Source organism: Nocardia carnea (assembly GCF_029868325.1).
In the GTDB taxonomy this organism is placed as follows: domain Bacteria; phylum Actinomycetota; class Actinomycetes; order Mycobacteriales; family Mycobacteriaceae; genus Nocardia; species Nocardia carnea_C.
This window is the reverse complement of the sequence record NZ_JARWNW010000233.1, coordinates 63659-78370: the sequence shown is the minus strand read 5'-3', so window position 1 is coordinate 78370 and position 14712 is coordinate 63659. Positions and strand designations below refer to the sequence as shown.

15 protein-coding genes, 1 tRNA gene and 1 pseudogene are annotated in these 14712 nt (G+C 66.0%); 11 read left to right on the top strand and 6 right to left on the bottom strand.

The window, feature by feature from the left end; all coding sequences use genetic code 11:
- Together QH196_RS19650 and QH196_RS19645 are read left to right on the top strand one after the other, a co-directional pair.
- A pseudogene (locus tag QH196_RS19650) lies at nucleotides 1-473 on the top strand (hypothetical protein); the annotation flags it as partial.
- Entirely contained in the window at nucleotides 470-943 is a 474-nt protein-coding gene (locus QH196_RS19645) for an NUDIX hydrolase (RefSeq protein WP_280417265.1), read from the top strand. The pseudogene QH196_RS19650 and the gene QH196_RS19645, both read left to right, overlap by 4 nt.
- Here the strand turns inward: QH196_RS19645 and QH196_RS19640 are convergent.
- The 3 genes from QH196_RS19640 to QH196_RS19630 form a co-directional block, all read right to left on the bottom strand.
- Complete coding sequence (locus tag QH196_RS19640; protein WP_280417264.1) at nucleotides 936-1478, bottom strand: HD domain-containing protein; 543 nt, start codon at nucleotides 1476-1478, stop codon at nucleotides 936-938. The genes QH196_RS19645 and QH196_RS19640 overlap by 8 nt on opposite strands.
- A 57-nt stretch (nucleotides 1479-1535) precedes the next feature.
- The gene (locus QH196_RS19635) at nucleotides 1536-2468 is read right to left on the bottom strand and encodes a tyrosine-type recombinase/integrase (protein WP_280417263.1); all 933 of its coding nucleotides are present in this window, start codon (nucleotides 2466-2468) and stop codon (nucleotides 1536-1538) included.
- Nucleotides 2469-2565: 97 nt separating this feature from the next.
- Nucleotides 2566-2639, bottom strand: a tRNA-Ile gene (locus QH196_RS19630).
- A 136-nt stretch (nucleotides 2640-2775) separates the two neighbouring features.
- Between QH196_RS19630 and QH196_RS19625 the strand changes: the two genes are divergently transcribed.
- The 3 genes from QH196_RS19625 to QH196_RS19615 all read left to right on the top strand — a co-directional run bounded on the left by QH196_RS19625 (nucleotide 2776) and on the right by QH196_RS19615 (nucleotide 5474).
- Nucleotides 2776-3222 (top strand): nitroreductase family deazaflavin-dependent oxidoreductase, encoded by a 447-nt coding sequence (locus tag QH196_RS19625; RefSeq protein WP_280417262.1) that lies wholly within the window; start codon nucleotides 2776-2778, stop codon nucleotides 3220-3222.
- A gap of 876 nt (nucleotides 3223-4098) precedes the next feature.
- Nucleotides 4099-4668, top strand: a complete 570-nt coding sequence (locus QH196_RS19620) for a glycine-rich domain-containing protein (protein ID WP_280417261.1) — start codon at nucleotides 4099-4101, stop codon at nucleotides 4666-4668.
- Nucleotides 4669-4796: 128 nt separating this feature from the next.
- The gene (locus tag QH196_RS19615) at nucleotides 4797-5474 is read left to right on the top strand and encodes a VTT domain-containing protein (RefSeq protein WP_280417270.1); all 678 of its coding nucleotides are present in this window, start codon (nucleotides 4797-4799) and stop codon (nucleotides 5472-5474) included.
- Nucleotides 5475-6068: 594 nt separating this feature from the next.
- On the opposite strand, the gene QH196_RS19610 is transcribed toward QH196_RS19615, so the two are convergent.
- On the bottom strand, nucleotides 6069-7601 hold the full coding sequence (locus tag QH196_RS19610; protein ID WP_280417260.1) for an aldehyde dehydrogenase family protein: 1533 nt from the start codon (nucleotides 7599-7601) through the stop codon (nucleotides 6069-6071).
- A gap of 222 nt (nucleotides 7602-7823) precedes the next feature.
- Between QH196_RS19610 and QH196_RS19605 the strand changes: the two genes are divergently transcribed.
- The 6 genes from QH196_RS19605 (at nucleotide 7824) to QH196_RS19580 (ending at nucleotide 13047) form a co-directional block, all read left to right on the top strand.
- Nucleotides 7824-8282, top strand: a complete 459-nt coding sequence (locus tag QH196_RS19605; RefSeq protein ID WP_280417259.1) for a Zn-ribbon domain-containing OB-fold protein — start codon at nucleotides 7824-7826, stop codon at nucleotides 8280-8282.
- A complete protein-coding gene (locus tag QH196_RS19600; protein ID WP_280417258.1) occupies nucleotides 8282-8755 on the top strand; it encodes a Zn-ribbon domain-containing OB-fold protein in 474 nt (157 codons plus the stop codon). Before QH196_RS19605 ends, QH196_RS19600 begins: the two co-directional genes overlap by 1 nt.
- Entirely contained in the window at nucleotides 8748-9815 is a 1068-nt protein-coding gene (locus QH196_RS19595) for a lipid-transfer protein (RefSeq protein ID WP_280417257.1), read from the top strand. The genes QH196_RS19600 and QH196_RS19595 overlap by 8 nt, the downstream gene beginning before the upstream one ends.
- On the top strand, nucleotides 9812-10966 hold the full coding sequence (locus QH196_RS19590; RefSeq protein WP_280417256.1) for a thiolase domain-containing protein: 1155 nt from the start codon (nucleotides 9812-9814) through the stop codon (nucleotides 10964-10966). Before QH196_RS19595 ends, QH196_RS19590 begins: the two co-directional genes overlap by 4 nt.
- Nucleotides 10967-11123: 157 nt before the next feature.
- The gene (locus tag QH196_RS19585) at nucleotides 11124-12323 is read left to right on the top strand and encodes a thiolase C-terminal domain-containing protein (protein WP_280417255.1); all 1200 of its coding nucleotides are present in this window, start codon (nucleotides 11124-11126) and stop codon (nucleotides 12321-12323) included.
- 10 nt (nucleotides 12324-12333) lie between these two features.
- Nucleotides 12334-13047 carry a TetR/AcrR family transcriptional regulator gene (locus QH196_RS19580; protein WP_280417254.1) on the top strand — a complete coding sequence of 238 codons (714 nt, stop codon included), beginning with the start codon at nucleotides 12334-12336 and terminating at the stop codon, nucleotides 13045-13047.
- 162 nt (nucleotides 13048-13209) lie between these two features.
- Here QH196_RS19580 and QH196_RS19575 read toward each other — a convergent pair whose 3' ends face one another.
- Together QH196_RS19575 and QH196_RS19570 are read right to left on the bottom strand one after the other, a co-directional pair.
- Nucleotides 13210-13650 (bottom strand): hypothetical protein, encoded by a 441-nt coding sequence (locus QH196_RS19575; RefSeq protein ID WP_280417253.1) that lies wholly within the window; start codon nucleotides 13648-13650, stop codon nucleotides 13210-13212.
- A gap of 213 nt (nucleotides 13651-13863) precedes the next feature.
- Complete coding sequence (locus QH196_RS19570) at nucleotides 13864-14709, bottom strand: mycofactocin-coupled SDR family oxidoreductase (protein ID WP_280417252.1); 846 nt, start codon at nucleotides 14707-14709, stop codon at nucleotides 13864-13866.
- Between the last annotated feature and the right edge of the window lie 3 nt (nucleotides 14710-14712).

Below are 14712 nucleotides of genomic sequence, written 5' to 3'. Positions count from 1 at the left end.
GGCTCCTGTCGTCTACTGCAGAACGCCTGGATATCCTCGTTCTGGCTGGCTTGTTCATGGCGGAAGACCCGCTTTTTGCACGGACCATCCGGCAACGGACCAAGGATGGAATGCAGGTGCGGATGCTGTTCGGCGATCCCCGCGAGCCTGAAGCCACCAAGCGCAGCGCGGAAGAACGCCTGGCACCGACTACCGTGCCAGCCCGGATCCAGAATGCTCTGTCACTGATCCAGCCACTGACCCAGCTCGAAAACGTCGATATCCGGTTCCATGGAACGGCGCTCTACAACTCCATTTTCCGATTCGACGACGAGATGATCGTCAACATGCACGTATACGGGCAACCGGGTGCGTACGCGCCCGCGATGCACCTTCGCCAGCTCCCGGCCGGCGACCTTTTCGAAACGTACATGACCAGCTTCGAGCAGGTATGGAGCGAGAGCGAACCCGCAGAATTCGAGGAACACCGATGAGTCGGACCGACTACTTCCACGATCCGGCGGCGCCGGCTGCCAATTCCGTCAAGGTCGCGGTGAGCGCCCTGGTGCAAGACGACCGAGGCCGAGTGCTGATGATCCGGCGTAGCGACAATGACCTCTACGCAATCCCCGGCGGAGGTCTCGAGGCCGGAGAAACGGTCACTCAGGCTGTAGAACGCGAAGTGTTCGAGGAGACGGGTATCACCGTCCAGGTTCGGGAACTGGTGGGGGTTTTCTCAAACCCCCACCATGTCATCGCCTTCGATGACGGCGAAGTCCGTCAGGAGTTTTCGATCTGCTTCCGTGCAGTGCCAATAAGCGGCGCAGTGCGCACGAGCAGTGAGTCGAAAGAAGTTGACTGGGTAGCGCCACAGCGGTTGCATGAACTGAATATCCATCCGTCTGTTCGACTACGGATCGAGCGGGCGCTGGCGCCGACTGAACAACAGCCCTATTTCACGTAACCGCGCTTCTCCGGATCCTCTGCTCGGTGCGACTTACCGCTGCGAGCAGATGCGGTGCCGCCTCTGCTACCGAGAGCGAAACAACATGGTCTGAGCCGTATCGTGCCTGCACCTCGGCGATCCGCGAGTCGACGTCCGTACGGTCTCCATCCGGCGTTGTGGTCATATCTGCCCACCAGAGGGCATCTCGCGTGGCAGATTCCTCGTCGGCCCATTCGATCGAAATCCCGCGCCTTCGAGCCTCGACACACGCGCATGAGTGGTTGGCCACGAGACCGCACAGGCGGTTGCTGGCACCCACCTCCCGTAGGAAACGCGCACCATCGACGGGATGAAAACCCGTAGCCGCGAGCTTCGGTGCGTAACCGATATCGTGAAGCCACGCCGCAGTAACAAGTAGTTCCGGGGCGTTCACCGCGGACACTGCTTCACAGGCCCGGCGAGCGACACCCTCTACGTGCGCCAGTCGACGTGGGAGCGAGGACAGGTGCTCACGCGCAAGCCGTTCAGCCCAGTGGCGGTCTTCCGACGTCATGTGCCCACGGTAACCATGCACCTAGCCCGATCGCACCAGCTAGGTGCACAAGCCTGATCACAGCTTGTCTCCAAGTCTCGCGCGGCGATGTGCCGATTTTGCCCGGCTATCGGCCACCGCGGCACCGTAGCGCGCAAGCATTTGCCGCGACCGCCAGCCCGCAAGCATCATCAGGTCTTGCTCTTGGCCACCGCTGTCGAGCCACGTATGCGCGAAGAAATGGCGGAGCTGGTGTGGATGCAGCCGTTCGATCCCCGCGGCGTCACAGCGCCGTTCGAGCATCTGCCGGATCCCAGAGTCGGTCATTGACCCCTTGGACCCGAGCCAGAGCGCTGGGTTGTCGCTTTTTGCACTGGGGTGCTTTGCGCGGACGCGCAGATACCTCCGTAGCGCAGTCCGCGTCTTGTCGCCGAATGGACATGTTCGCGGGCGGCGACCCTTACCGATCACCAGGATGGTGTTCTCGTTGAAGTCCAGTGAGTCCACCTCCAAAGGGGCGAGTTCGCCGCACCGCATACCGGTATCGGCGAATGTGCGAATGATGGCGTTGTCCCGGCGGTCGACAAACTCGGTACCACCGCACTCCGCGAGCAGCGCCTTGATCGCGTCCAAGGCCGGTACGGGCACCTGCTGGTCGGGAACCGCCGGCGGGCTCAACTTGTCGAACGGGTTGGTATCGATGATCTCTTCGGTCGTGAGGTATTTGAAGAACTGCTGTAGCGAGCGGTACTGCCCACGGGCATACTCAGGCGAGAGGGGCTCACCGGTGCGCTGGTTCGGCCGAACAAGCAGGTTCTCGATATATGCACCGATATGGTCGCGAGTGATCTCTGGTGCGTCAGTGGGCAGTTCGTTCGCCAGGAGGAAGTCGGCGAAGTAACGGATACGCGTGAGGTATCCGTCGATCGTCTGCTTGCTCCGATTCTTCCGGCGGAGCTCGGTCGCAAAGTCTTCCGACAGCTCCCGTATGTCGTCCAGATCCATCCCCATGGCTGGATTCTACCGGCAAAATACATTGCTGTCGGAGCGCTGTTCTGGATCAACTCGGCTGTCGAGTACAGTGTTTTCGCTGGTAGGACGCTGTTTGTGGGGCGGGCGGGGCTCGAACCCGCGACCAATGGATTATGAGTCCACGGCTCTAACCGACTGAGCTACCGCCCCTCGTCGCGGCCAGGGGCCGCAGGTGTGGGATGGTACCCGGTTGGGTGGGCGGGGGCCAATCAGGCTGGGTGTGGTTCTCGGTGGATGCTGCGCGGGGGTGGTTAGGGTGGGGATGTTGCCGAGCGGAGGAGGGCGTGTGGCCGGGTTGTTCGTGCGGGCGTTGCAGGCGCATCAGTGGATATACGAGCGCAGCGGTGGGCTGGTGGGGCACCGGCTGCTGTTCGGGAATCCGACGCTGTTGTTGCGAACCGTGGGGCGGAAGACCGGATTACCGCGGACCTCGGCGTTGACGTACGCGATGGACGGGGCGGATTTCCTGGTGACCGCGTCGAACGGCGGATCGCCGCGGCCGCCGGGGTGGCTGGCGAATGTGAAGGCGCGGCCGGAATGCGAGATTCAAGTGGGGCGGCGCGCGTTTCCGGTGGTGGCTCGGGCAACTCTGCCCGGCGATCCGGAGTACGCGCGCCGCTGGGGGCTGGTGGACGCGGTGAACAAGGGCCGGTACAGCGAGTATCAGAAGAAGACCCGGCGTCCGATTGCGGTGGTGGTGCTTTCGCCCGCGGTGGCGGATCAGTCGGAGTAGGTATCCGATCCGGCCCGCACCCGCGTTCTGCGCGAAACGAGTTCCTCCGGTGGCCGACTGGCGAGATGGACTACGGAGGCAACGAGAATCAGGATTGCGAGTACTACCAATGCGGTAACCACGGCACGCACAGTAACGGGGGCGAGTGAACGCTGCACCCGGGAATGGTCTATGCCTGTTCATGAATTACGTTGTTTTGGAAGTGAATTCGAAAGTTATCCGAAATTCTTCACAGAATCCGGGTGCAGGCCGGATAATTTGAGACACAACCCGGAGAGGTTCGGCATTCTGTGGAAATGCATGTTTCCACCGTATATCAAATTGATATAATTACCGGCGTGCCGCGATGAGGTCGGATCGAAACTTCAAAGGTGACAACAGGTTTCACCGGGACCACAGAAGGCCCGATCACACTCCGCAGACCCGGCCCGTCGAATATTACACGAAACTGTTGGTTACACCATTTAGAACGTGGCAGTTCCCGGCGCTTCCGGTCAGCCGCCACCGCCTCCGCCACCGCCCCCGCAACCGCCTCCTCCACCGCCGCCCCCGCAGCCGCTTCCGCCTCCCCCACTCGCCCCGCCGTCGCTACCGCTCGACCCGGCGTCGCCCGAACTCCAACCCCCTGAACCACTGTCGCCGGCGAAGTAGGTTCCGCCCGCGTAATACCCGCCCCGCCGCGCGCGGTTGCCCCGCTGCCCGCCGGAACCGGCTTTGCTGATGGCGAGAACGATTCCCACGATCGCCCCCACGCAGAGCAACCCCAGCATCAAAAGGAAGAAAAACCCCAGCACCAGTTCCATTACTCCACGGTACCGACGAACAGCGTTGGCGCACGGGCTTATCCGGCCGCAGGGCTTGACAGTCGGCGGCGATATGGACCCGACTGCCGCGCCCGGCGCCGCCCCCGGAGAAACCGGGATAATAGCCAGTGTGTTCACCTTCGCCCGGCCCCGGCGCCGAAGTATCGAGCCGGCCGCCGTGGAGCGCGCGGTCCGTGAACTCGAACTTCCGGAGGCCGTCTACAAAACCTGCCCGTGGGAACCCCGGGACCTCGTCGCGACCGGTTTACGGCAATGGCTGCGGTGCTGCGGCGCGGCGCTGGCCGATGACCAAGTGATCGGGATGCCGTCTCGTGCCGTCGACGAAGCCTGGCACGGTTTCATTCTGTGCACGCGGCGGTATGCCGATTTCTGCGAGCGCGCCTACGGGCGGTTCCTGCACCACCACCCGGAGGGCGCGGAACCGTCCGGTGCCGAGCCGGCGGATACGTCTGGTCAACTGGGCCGGACGGTGGTGGCATGGTCGCTGGTCGCACAGCCCGGCGAGGAGTGCGTACTGTGGGATCTGGACTCGCGGCTGGGGCTTGCCGACCCCTGGGGTATCCCGGCCCCGCGCGTCGCCGAGATCGAGGCGAGGCTGCGGGAAACTACCGGCAGGCTTTAGATCCGGCTACCGTTCCGCGATAACCGCCCGAAACGGGCAATCCGGGAGCAGGGAGCGTATTCTTCTGCGGTATCTTCGGCTGGGTGAGTTACTCAGCCGCCGCAGCGGCCACCACCGAACTTGCCCTGATGCCGGGTTTCCTCGACCCGGTCAATCTGCTCAATTCGTTCGGCACCTGGGTGTTGCTGGGCCTACTCCTCGTGGTGTTCATCGAATCGGGCCTGCTGTTCCCCCTGCTGCCGGGTGATTCGCTGCTGTTCACCGCGGGGCTCATCGCCGCATCCAAATCAGCCGAAATCGAACCCTTCGCACCTATCGGGGTGCTGCTCGTTCTGATTCCGATCGCGGCGATCGCCGGCGACCAGGTCGGTTATCTGATCGGGTCACGGGGCGGGACGGCGTTGTTCAAGAGCAACGACGCCAAGATTTTCAAGAAGGCCTATATCGACGAATCGCATGCGTTCTTCGAGAAGCACGGGCCGATCACCATCGTGCTGGCCCGGTTCGTGCCCATCGTGCGCACCTATGCGCCGCTGGTCGCGGGCGCGGCGAAGATGAAGTATTCGGTGTTCCTCACCTACAACGTGCTCGGCGGCATCCTGTGGGGCGCCGGTGTGACGATGCTGGGTTATCTGCTGGGGCAGATCGAGTTCGTGCGCGACAACATCGACCTCATCTTCCTGCTGATCGTGGCGGTTTCGGTGCTGCCCATCGTGTGGGAGGTGTTCAAGCGGTACCGGTCGGGGCGGGCGAACGGTAATGCGCCGAAGAACAGCGAGGAACCGATCGACCACCCCGCGGCCTGATACCGGACTCCCTGCCGCGCCCAGTTGTGGGTCGGGGCGTCACCAGACGTCGGCACCGGGCCGTCTGCGAGGCTGTGTACAGCGCCTCGCAGACGGCCCGGTGTCGTACCCGGCACACGACCCCTGCATCCCAGCACACGCCGGAGTCCGGCAGCCCGCCGTCGCCCTCCGGCGCCGACCGGGGCCCGGGTACCCTCGACCCGCCGCGCAGCACCGGCCGTACAGCACAGGGAAGGTGGGCGTGGGAGTCGGTGACCATTTGTTCGATGCGGCCGTGTACAGGATCCGGTGCCCCGCGCGGTTCCCGGATTCTCCCCCGGCCGTGCGACCCGCTCCGGATTCTTTCTCCATTCGGCGGCGCCCCGCGGCAACGATTCCGTTCGGTGGTGCCCCCGCCGGCATCGATTCCGGCCGGCAGCACCCCCCGGCGGCGCTCTCGACAGGCCGCCCCCGCGGCCCGCGGCAACGATCTCAGTCGGCGACCCGCGGTTTCCGGCTCATATACAACGATGCGGCCGACCGGTTTTGCGGTCGGCCGCATCGTATGCGCAGCTGCTGGCAGGGTGGAGCCCAGCGTTGCCGGGGCCCCGAGTTTCAGCGCACCAGGCGGCGAATGAACTTGTTGCCGAACAGGGTGCCGATGGTCTTCTCCAGCGTGGCGGCGGTGGCCTCGCTGTAGGGGTACCAGATGTTCTCCTTCTTCAGGCCCCACCGGTCCAGCAGAACGGGCTGCGGGTGGACGAAGCTGCGCAGCGCGTCACGCCCGTTCACCTGGCCCATCCCGCTGTCCTTGCGGCCACCGAACGGTGCTTCGGCGACGCCGTAGATCACCGAGGCGTCGTTCTGCACCACCGACCCGGTCTTGAGCTGTTTGGCCAGCCGCACGACCTTGTCCTTGTCCTTGGTGAACACGCTGCCACTGAGCCCGTACTGGCAGTCGTTGGCCATCCGTACGGCCTCCTCTTCGTCCCGGACGCGCATGATGGCGACGATCGGGCCGAAGGTCTCCTGCTGCATGATGTCCATATCGTGGGTGACGTCCACGACCACGGTGGGCTTGAAGAAGACGCCCTCGGCGGTATCGGATTCGCCGCCGAGCAGGATGGTGGCGCCCTTGGACCTGGCGTCCTCGACATGCTTCTCGACGATCTCGAGCTGGCGGTCCCAGAACAGCGGTCCGACATCCTTGCCGCGCCCGTAGGTGACCTCGGCGGCGCGTTTGCGGACCTGTTCGATGAACTCGTCGGCGATGCTGTCCACCACGTAGATGCGTTCCACGCCGACGCAGACCTGCCCGGTGTTGAACATCGACAGGTACACCGCGCCCAGTGACGCGCGGTCCAGGTCGGCGTCGGCGCAGACGATCATCGCGTCCTTACCGCCCAGTTCGAGGGTGCACGGGATGAGCCGGGTCGCGCAGGCGGCGGCGATCTTCTTACCGGTGCCGACGCTGCCGGTGAACGAGATCTTGTCGATATCGCCGTTGACCAGCGCAGCACCGGTTTCGCCGTCGCCGTGCACGACCTGCAGGACATCCTTGGGCACACCCGCTTCGTGCAGCACCTTGACCGCCCATTCCCCGGAGTGCGGGGTGACCTCGGACGGTTTCAGGACCACCGAGTTACCGGCGAGCAACGCCTGCGCGATCGGGTTCAGCGAGAGGATGAAGGGGCCGTTCCACGGGGTGATCACGCCGACGACGCCGAGCGGCTGGTAATTGATGACCAGCTTCTTCAGCGGCAGCATGTAGCCGTGCAGGCGGCGGTTCTCGTCGGCCAGATCCTTGGTGGCTCGCCCACTCCAGTAGTTCAGGAAGTCGCAGGCCGGGACCATTTCCACGGCCAGCGCCTCGACCCGCGGTTTACCGGTTTCCTGCATCACCGTCTCGACGATCTCGTCGCGGCGTTTCAGCAGTACCGAGACCGCGTTGCGGATGATCGCCGCGCGCTCCTTGACCGGCCGGGCGGCCCAGCCGGGTTGAGCGGCGCGGGCCTTGGCCAGCGCCGCGGCGACATCGTCGGCCGTGCTCACCTCGATTTCGCCGACGCGTTCGCGGGTAGCGGGGCTGCGCAGCTCGAGCCGGCGGCGTCCGTCGGCGGTCGGCTCCAGCTGTTCAACGATGGCCATGGTGATCTCTCCTCACCGGAGGAATTGGAACAGGTTCTACTTTACCGGGGAGCTTACGTCATGACCGCAAGCCGTGCAGCAAGGTTCATCCACGCGTCCGGGCCACGACAAAGCTCGATCTATCAAGCGATTGAATCAAGTGATTGACATCGGCCGTCGAGCGGGTCACGATCGAGGCGCGGTCGCAGTGTCCCGGCCGCGCACCCGAGCGGCAGGAGAACGATGACAGCCGAACCCGCGGGCGCGAGTCTCACCGCGCCCTACACGATCGAATTCCCGTACAACCGCACGGTCGGCGAGAAGATCGGCACGTTTCTGGGCGGTCTACGCGACGGTGAGCTGTACGGGGTACGCACCGAATCCGGGGCGATCCTCTGCCCGGCCCTCGAATTCGACCCGGCCACGTCCGCGCCCACCGGTGACCTGGTGCGGCTCGAACCCGCCGGCACCGTCCGGCACTGGACCTGGGTACCCACCCGGCCCGGCGACGAGATCGCGGCCGATCACTACGCCTGGGCCCTGATCGCCATCGACGGCACCGAGGGCACCCTGTTCCACGCCGTGGATACCGGCGGCGACCCCGCCCGCCTCACTGCCGGCCTGCGGGTGAAACCCCGCTGGCGTGCGGAACGGGTGGGCAGTATCCGCGATATCGTCTTCTTCGAACCGGTGGAGTCGTGATGAGTACTATGCCCACCCCGGTGGAATCGTTCACCAGCCCGCACAAGGTGGATTACACCTTCGTCGCCGGAACCGGCCGGTCGACCTTCCTGCGCGGGCTGAAGCACCGCAGGCTGCTGGCCCGGCGCTGCGGAACCTGCGAGCGGGTCTACCTGCCCGCGCCGGAATTCTGCTCCCGCTGCCTCGTCGAACTGTCCGAACCGTTCGAACTGGGCGGCAGCGGTGTCGTCAAAACCTTCTGCGTGGTGAACTTCCCGTTCCCCGGCCAGACGATCGACCCGCCCTATCTGGTCGCCTACATCCAGGTGGACGGTGCGGACACCACCCTCATGCACCTCATCCGGGATGTCGAACTGAGCGAAGTCCATATCGGTATGCGGGTGGAACCGGTGTGGTGCGCCGACGAAGACCTGGACACATCCATGAACAGCATTCGCTACTACCGGCCGATCGCGGGAGGTTCCGATGCGTGATGTCGCGGTGGTGGCATTCGCCCAGTCACCGGGTATGGCAGCCGATCGCCAGGATGATATGGCCGAAATCCTGCTGCCGGTGATGCGGGAGGCCCTCGCGTCGGCGGGGATCGACCGCACCGAGGTCGATTTCTGGGCCTCGGGCAGCCACGATTTCCACGAGGGCCGGACCTTCGCCTATATCGAATCCCTCGACGCGGTGGGCGCCTGGCCGCCGATCTCGGAATCGCATGTCGAGATGGATGCGGCCTGGGCCGCCTACGAGGCGTGGTCGTGGCTGCAGCTCGGCGAGGGTGAGATCGCCGTGGTCTACGGGGTGGGTCGCGGATCGCTCGCGACCGACCTGGACCAGGTCACCAACACCCAGCTCGACCCCTACTTCCTGGCCCCGCTGCGGCCCCATCAGGACGCGATCGCCGCGATCCAGGCGCAGGCGCTGATCGCAGCCGGAGCGCTGGACGAGAAGCAGATGGCCCAAGTGGTCGCCCGGGCCCGGGCGGGCGCGGTGGGTAATCCGGCGGCGCAGGTATCGGGCGAGGTGACGGTGGACGAGCTGCTGGCCGCCCCGTATCTGGCGTCACCGCTGCGGGAACACGATCGCGGACCCATCGGCGATGCCGCGGCCGTCATCGTACTGGCCGCCGGCGATACCGCACGCCGGTTGGCGCAGCGGCCGGCCTGGGTGCGTGGTGCCGACCACCGGATGGATTCGCACTATCCGGGCACCCGCGACCTCACCCGCACCGATACCGTCGGTATCGCCGCGGACAAGGCGGCCCGGCAGGCCGGATTCGCCGCCCGCGATGTCGATATCGCCGAACTGCACACCGAGTACAGCTATCAGGAACCACTGCTGGCCGGGGCGCTCGAACTGTCCGGCGCCATCAACCCCGGCGGTGGACCCCTGGTGGCCCGCCCCACCACGGCCACCGGGCTGATCCGGATCGGCGACGCCGCCCGGCATATCCTGACCGGCCGCGCGGACCGCACGCTGGCGCATGCCACCAACGGGCCCGCGCTCCAGCAGAACATGATCTGCCTTTTGGAGGGAGACCGATGAAACTCGCGGTCGTCGGAATCGGACAGAGCAAACAGGCCAAGAAACGCAAGGTCACCATCGGTGCGATGGTGCGCGAGGCCGTCGACGAGGCAATGGCCGATGCCGAACTGGAATTCGGCGATATCGACGCCATCGTGCTGTCGAAAACCCCGGACCTGTTCGACGGGGTGATGAACCCGGAACTGTATCTGGCCGATGCCATGGGTGCGCGCGGTCTGCCTGTGACGCGGGTGTTCACCGGCGGCAGCGTCGGCGGGCATGCCGCCATCTACGGGGCGCATCTGGTGCAGGCGGGGCTGGCGCGGCGGGTGCTGGTGGTCGCGTATTCGAAAGAGTCCGAGGGCGATTTCACCTGGGCGCTCTCGCGTGGGCTGCCGTTCAGTGCGCAGCTCGGCGCGGGCGCGGGCGCACATTTCGCCCCCGTGATCCGGGAGTACATCCGGCGGTCGGAAGCGCCGGAGCACATCGGATGGCAGATCGCGGTGAACCACCGGTTGAACGCGACCCGCAATCCCTACGCCCACATCCAGCTACCGGATATCACCGTCGATCAGGTGCGTGAATCACGGATGCTGTGGGATCCGATCCGGTTCCTCGAATCGTGCCCGTCCTCCGACGGTTCGTGCGCGGTGGTGATCACCGGCGAGGACGATGCCCACCACACGGGCCGCCCACCGGCCTGGATCCACGGCATGTCGTGGCGGACCGAGACCGGGCATTTCGCCGGCCGCGACGAAGTGAACCCCGAGGCCGGGCGGCTGTGCGCGGCCGACGCCTACCGGCAGGCCGGTATCACCGACCCGGCACACGATATCGATACCGCCGAGCTCTACATCCCCTACAGCTGGTTCGAACCGATTTGGCTGGAGAATGTGGGCCTGGCCGAGGTCGGTGAGGGCTGGAAGATGGTCGATGCCGGGCACACCGCGTTCGACGGGTCGCTGCCGATCAACCCGTCCGGTGGCGTGCTCTCCGGAAACCCCACCGGCGCAACAGGTCTGCTGCGGTTCGCCGAGGCGGCCATGCAGGTGCGCGGAACCGCGGGTGAACACCAGGTGCCGGATGCGCGCCTGGCCGTGGGGCACGCGATGGGCGGGGCGGCCCAGTTCCATGCATTGTGGGTAGTGGGTTCGGAACCGCCACAGTCCTGACCGGCGCACCCGCTCCCGTGCAGGCGGCAGCGGGTGGTCGCAGGACAACACAACCGGCCTGCCCCACCGGTCCACAGAGGGGCAGGCCGAATCGCCCCATCAGCGGGGCAACAACTGCTTCCGCGGTATGCGAAACCGCACTGAACGAGGAGAGATCATGGCCGAGCGGGTGTACGTCGCCGGTGTCGGGATGACGAAATTCGAGAAGATCCAGTCCCGTGACTGGACCTACCCGGAGATGGTCGCCGAAGCGGTGGGCCAGGCGCTCACCGACGCCGGAGTGAACTACGACCAGGTGCAGCGCGCCGCCGTCGGCTACGTGTTCCAGCCGTCCACGGCAGGTCAGCGAGCGCTCTACGATATCGGGCTCACCGGTATCCCCATGGTGAACGTCAACAACAACTGCGCCACGGGGTCGACCGCGCTGGTCCTCGCCCGGGAATGGGTACAGGCCGGGCTGGCCGATATCGTGCTCGCGGTCGGGTTCGAGCAGATGACCAAACAGGCGATGGCCGGTGACGGGACGGTCCCCAAGGTCACCACGGTCGACCGGCATATGGGCGCCCTGAAAGCCGCTGCCGGTTTCAGTGCCGCCCCCATGACCGCGCAGTTCTTCAGCGCCGCCGCCAACGAACATATGAAGCGGTACGGGACGACGCGTGAGCAGCTCGCCCAGGTCGCGGTGAAGAACCACGAACACTCCACCCGCAACCCGAAAGCCCAATTCCAGGACGCCTACACCCTCGACCAGGTGCTGAACGACAAACTGGTCTCCGATCCGCTCACCCGCTCGCAGTGCTCCCCCATGTCCGACGGTGCGGGTGCCGCGGTGCTGGTGAGCGAACGTTACGTCCGCGAACACGGCCTCGACCGGGCGGTGCCGATCCTCGCCCAGGAACTGGTCACCGATACCGGCGCCTCGTTCGAATCGAATTCGATGATCGACGTGGTGGGTGCGCCCATGGCCCGGATCGCCGGGCAGCGGGTACTCGAGACCGCCGGGGTCGGGATCGACGATATCGACGTCCTGGAACTGCACGACTGCTTCTCGATCAACGAACTGCTCACCTACGAGGCGCTCGGTATGTGCGGGGAAGGTGAATCGGGCGAGCTGGTCGCCTCGGGCGCGACCACCTACGGCGGGCGCTGGGTGGTGAACCCGTCGGGCGGGCTCATCTCCAAGGGGCATCCACTCGGCGCGACCGGGCTGGCGCAGTGCACCGAACTGGTCACCCAGGTGCGGGGCGGCGCGGGCGACCGGCAGGTCGACGGTGCGCGGCTCGGGATGGCGCACAACCTCGGGCTCGGCGGGGCCTGTGTGGTGACCCTGTACGGCGCGCCCGGCGCGGTCTCTTAGAGTTTCGATCATGACGCGAAGCCGGGTGCGGACCGGCCGGGAGGCACGCCCGGCCGCCACACCCTCGCGTGCGCACCCGGATCCCGGGGCGGACCTCTCCGCCCCGGATCCGGACCTGCCGACCGATCAACGACTCATTCTCGCCGCGGAACGGCTGTTCGCCGAACGCGGGATCGACGCGGTTTCGCTCCGTTCGGTGATGGCCGAGGCCGGCGCCAACGTCGCCTCGGTGCACTACCATTTCGGCTCCAAGGACGCCCTGGTCGAAGCGCTGATCAGCCGGCGCAGCGAACAATTGCACGCCCGCCGCGCCGAACTGCTCGACGCGGTCGAACAGGCCGGGTCACCCGACGCCCGCGCTCTCGCCGACGCCTTCGTCCGCCCGGTCGGCGAACTGGCGGCCGCCGGCGGCACACCGTGGATCCGCCTGGTCGCCGGGATCATGAGCGGTAACCACCCCGCGCTGACCAGGCTGACCGACGGTTTCGCCCCGCAGGCCCGCCGCTTCAACGCCCTGCTTCAGCAGATCGACCCGGATACCGCCCCGCGCACCCTGCGCTTCCGCCTCACCCAGGCCATGAACCTGACCTTCCAAACGCTCGGCGATCCGGAAGGTCTGCAGGGCATGCTGGCACTCAGCGGCACCCGCCTCTCCCCCGGCGAACTCCTCGCCGAACTCATCGATACGGTCACCGCCATCCTGACCGGCCCACCGGACCGCTGACCACCGGCTCGGTTACGTCCGCCGAATTCCGTCACAGCAAGAGCACTCGGCCGGCCCGAGATGCAGGCGCGGCGGCGGGGATACGCCGATTCGACGTTTCCCCGCCGCCTGAAGCCGCTGAGTTCCGGAGTTCGCCCATGATGGGCTCACGGATGGGCTCGGTCAGGGCACTGCGCAACCCGTCCCCGCGTTGATTCCGGTGCGGACCTCGATGGGCGCGCTGACCACGACGGCGCCGCCCTGTTCCGCGCTGATGAAATGCGTTCCCGGGTTCGGAGGGGTCCAGGTCGTGGTGGCGACGATGCCGTTCGGCGTGACGACCGGCGGGTTGAATCCGACCATGACGTTGTTGTCGCGGAAGGTCACCGGCTGTGTGGTGTTGTCGACCGCGGCCCGCACCTGGTAGGTGCAGGTGGTGCCGAAGGGCGTACTGATGCCCATGCTCCGGCCCGGGTCGGCACCCACGTTCTGCGGTACGGCACCGGCACCCGGGGACGCCAGGGCGAGCGCGGTGGCGACGGCGCCGAGGCCGGTGACGGCGGCCGCGGACCAGCCGGTTCGGTGGCTGATTCGGGAGCTGCTGACGGAGTGGGTCGTAGTCATCGTTGATCACATCCCAACTGGTTCCATCGTGCGGACCCGGATGGCCCGCTCGCGAGCTGTTTTCGTGGAACTTGTCCAGCGTTTCAGTGCTGCGATGGTCGTTGTCGACGGCGCTCAACGGCGGTACCCAGTTTATCCCCCGATACACCGATGCCGTCCAAGGCTTGGACGGCATCGGTGTGATAACGACATTCGGCCCGGATGGACCGTGGCCTATAACCCGGGAAATTTCTCGGAGGTGCCGAGGTCCACGGGCAAGGCGGCTCCGGTGATGCCCCGGCCGGTATCGCCGACCAGGTATAGAACGGCGTCGGCGATCGCCTCGGCCTCGAGCCACGGCTGCGGAAGCAGGTTGAGCTTCTGCATGATGTCCGCGGTGTCCTCGAGCACCGGGTTCTCGAGGTCGGGGCGGAAACCGCGGATCATGGGGTCGTTGTCGATCATGGTGGTGCGAATGTTGCCGGGATGCACCGAGTTCACGCGAATATTCGCCCACGCCAGCTCGTTGGCCAGCGATTTTGCCAGACCGCGCACGGCGTGTTTGGCGGCGACGTAGTGCGCGATACCCGGGACCCCACGCAGCCCCGCCATCGAACTGATCAATACGATCGATCCGCCACGGTCGCCGGAAATGATATGCGGCACCGCGACTTTGGTGGTTTGCCATACGCCGGTGGCATTGATGTCCATCATCTCGCGGAACTCGTCCGGTGTGAGTTCCCAGGACGTCTTCGGCGATGCGGCGATACCCGCATTGGCGACAACGATATCCAGCCGGCCGAAACGTTCGACGCCGGCGTCCACGGCCTGCTGCAACGGCTCCAGGTCGCGGGTGTCGGCGACCGCCGTGACGATGCTGCGGCCCTCGGCTTCCACCAGTTTCGCGGTCTCGGCGAGATCGGCCTCCGTCGCCATCTCGTATCCCGCGGTCGCGATCGGGGCGCAGCGGTCGACGGCGATGATATCGGCGCCCTCCGAGGCCATCTTCACGGCGTGCGCGCGACCCTGGCCGCGGGCCGCGCCGGTGATGAACGCGACCTGGCCGGTCAGTTTGCCCATGGT

What these genes read in the sequence shown, in the direction of transcription:
- QH196_RS19645 (WP_280417265.1), top strand. Translation starts at nt 470, where the DNA reads ATGAGTCGGACCGACTACTTCCACGATCCGGCGGCGCCGGCTGCCAAT.
- QH196_RS19595 (WP_280417257.1), top strand. Translation starts at nt 8,748, where the DNA reads ATGCGTGATGTCGCGGTGGTGGCATTCGCCCAGTCACCGGGTATGGCA.
- QH196_RS19580 (WP_280417254.1), top strand. Translation starts at nt 12,334, where the DNA reads ATGACGCGAAGCCGGGTGCGGACCGGCCGGGAGGCACGCCCGGCCGCC.
- QH196_RS19605 (WP_280417259.1), top strand. Translation starts at nt 7,824, where the DNA reads ATGACAGCCGAACCCGCGGGCGCGAGTCTCACCGCGCCCTACACGATC.
- QH196_RS19570 (WP_280417252.1), bottom strand. Translation starts at nt 14,709, where the DNA reads ATGGGCAAACTGACCGGCCAGGTCGCGTTCATCACCGGCGCGGCCCGC.
- QH196_RS19610 (WP_280417260.1), bottom strand. Translation starts at nt 7,601, where the DNA reads ATGGCCATCGTTGAACAGCTGGAGCCGACCGCCGACGGACGCCGCCGG.
- QH196_RS19585 (WP_280417255.1), top strand. Translation starts at nt 11,124, where the DNA reads ATGGCCGAGCGGGTGTACGTCGCCGGTGTCGGGATGACGAAATTCGAG.
- QH196_RS19600 (WP_280417258.1), top strand. Translation starts at nt 8,282, where the DNA reads ATGAGTACTATGCCCACCCCGGTGGAATCGTTCACCAGCCCGCACAAG.
- QH196_RS19635 (WP_280417263.1), bottom strand. Translation starts at nt 2,468, where the DNA reads ATGGGGATGGATCTGGACGACATACGGGAGCTGTCGGAAGACTTTGCG.
- QH196_RS19640 (WP_280417264.1), bottom strand. Translation starts at nt 1,478, where the DNA reads ATGACGTCGGAAGACCGCCACTGGGCTGAACGGCTTGCGCGTGAGCAC.
- QH196_RS19575 (WP_280417253.1), bottom strand. Translation starts at nt 13,650, where the DNA reads ATGACTACGACCCACTCCGTCAGCAGCTCCCGAATCAGCCACCGAACC.
- QH196_RS19620 (WP_280417261.1), top strand. Translation starts at nt 4,099, where the DNA reads ATGGACCCGACTGCCGCGCCCGGCGCCGCCCCCGGAGAAACCGGGATA.
- QH196_RS19615 (WP_280417270.1), top strand. Translation starts at nt 4,797, where the DNA reads ATGCCGGGTTTCCTCGACCCGGTCAATCTGCTCAATTCGTTCGGCACC.
- QH196_RS19590 (WP_280417256.1), top strand. Translation starts at nt 9,812, where the DNA reads ATGAAACTCGCGGTCGTCGGAATCGGACAGAGCAAACAGGCCAAGAAA.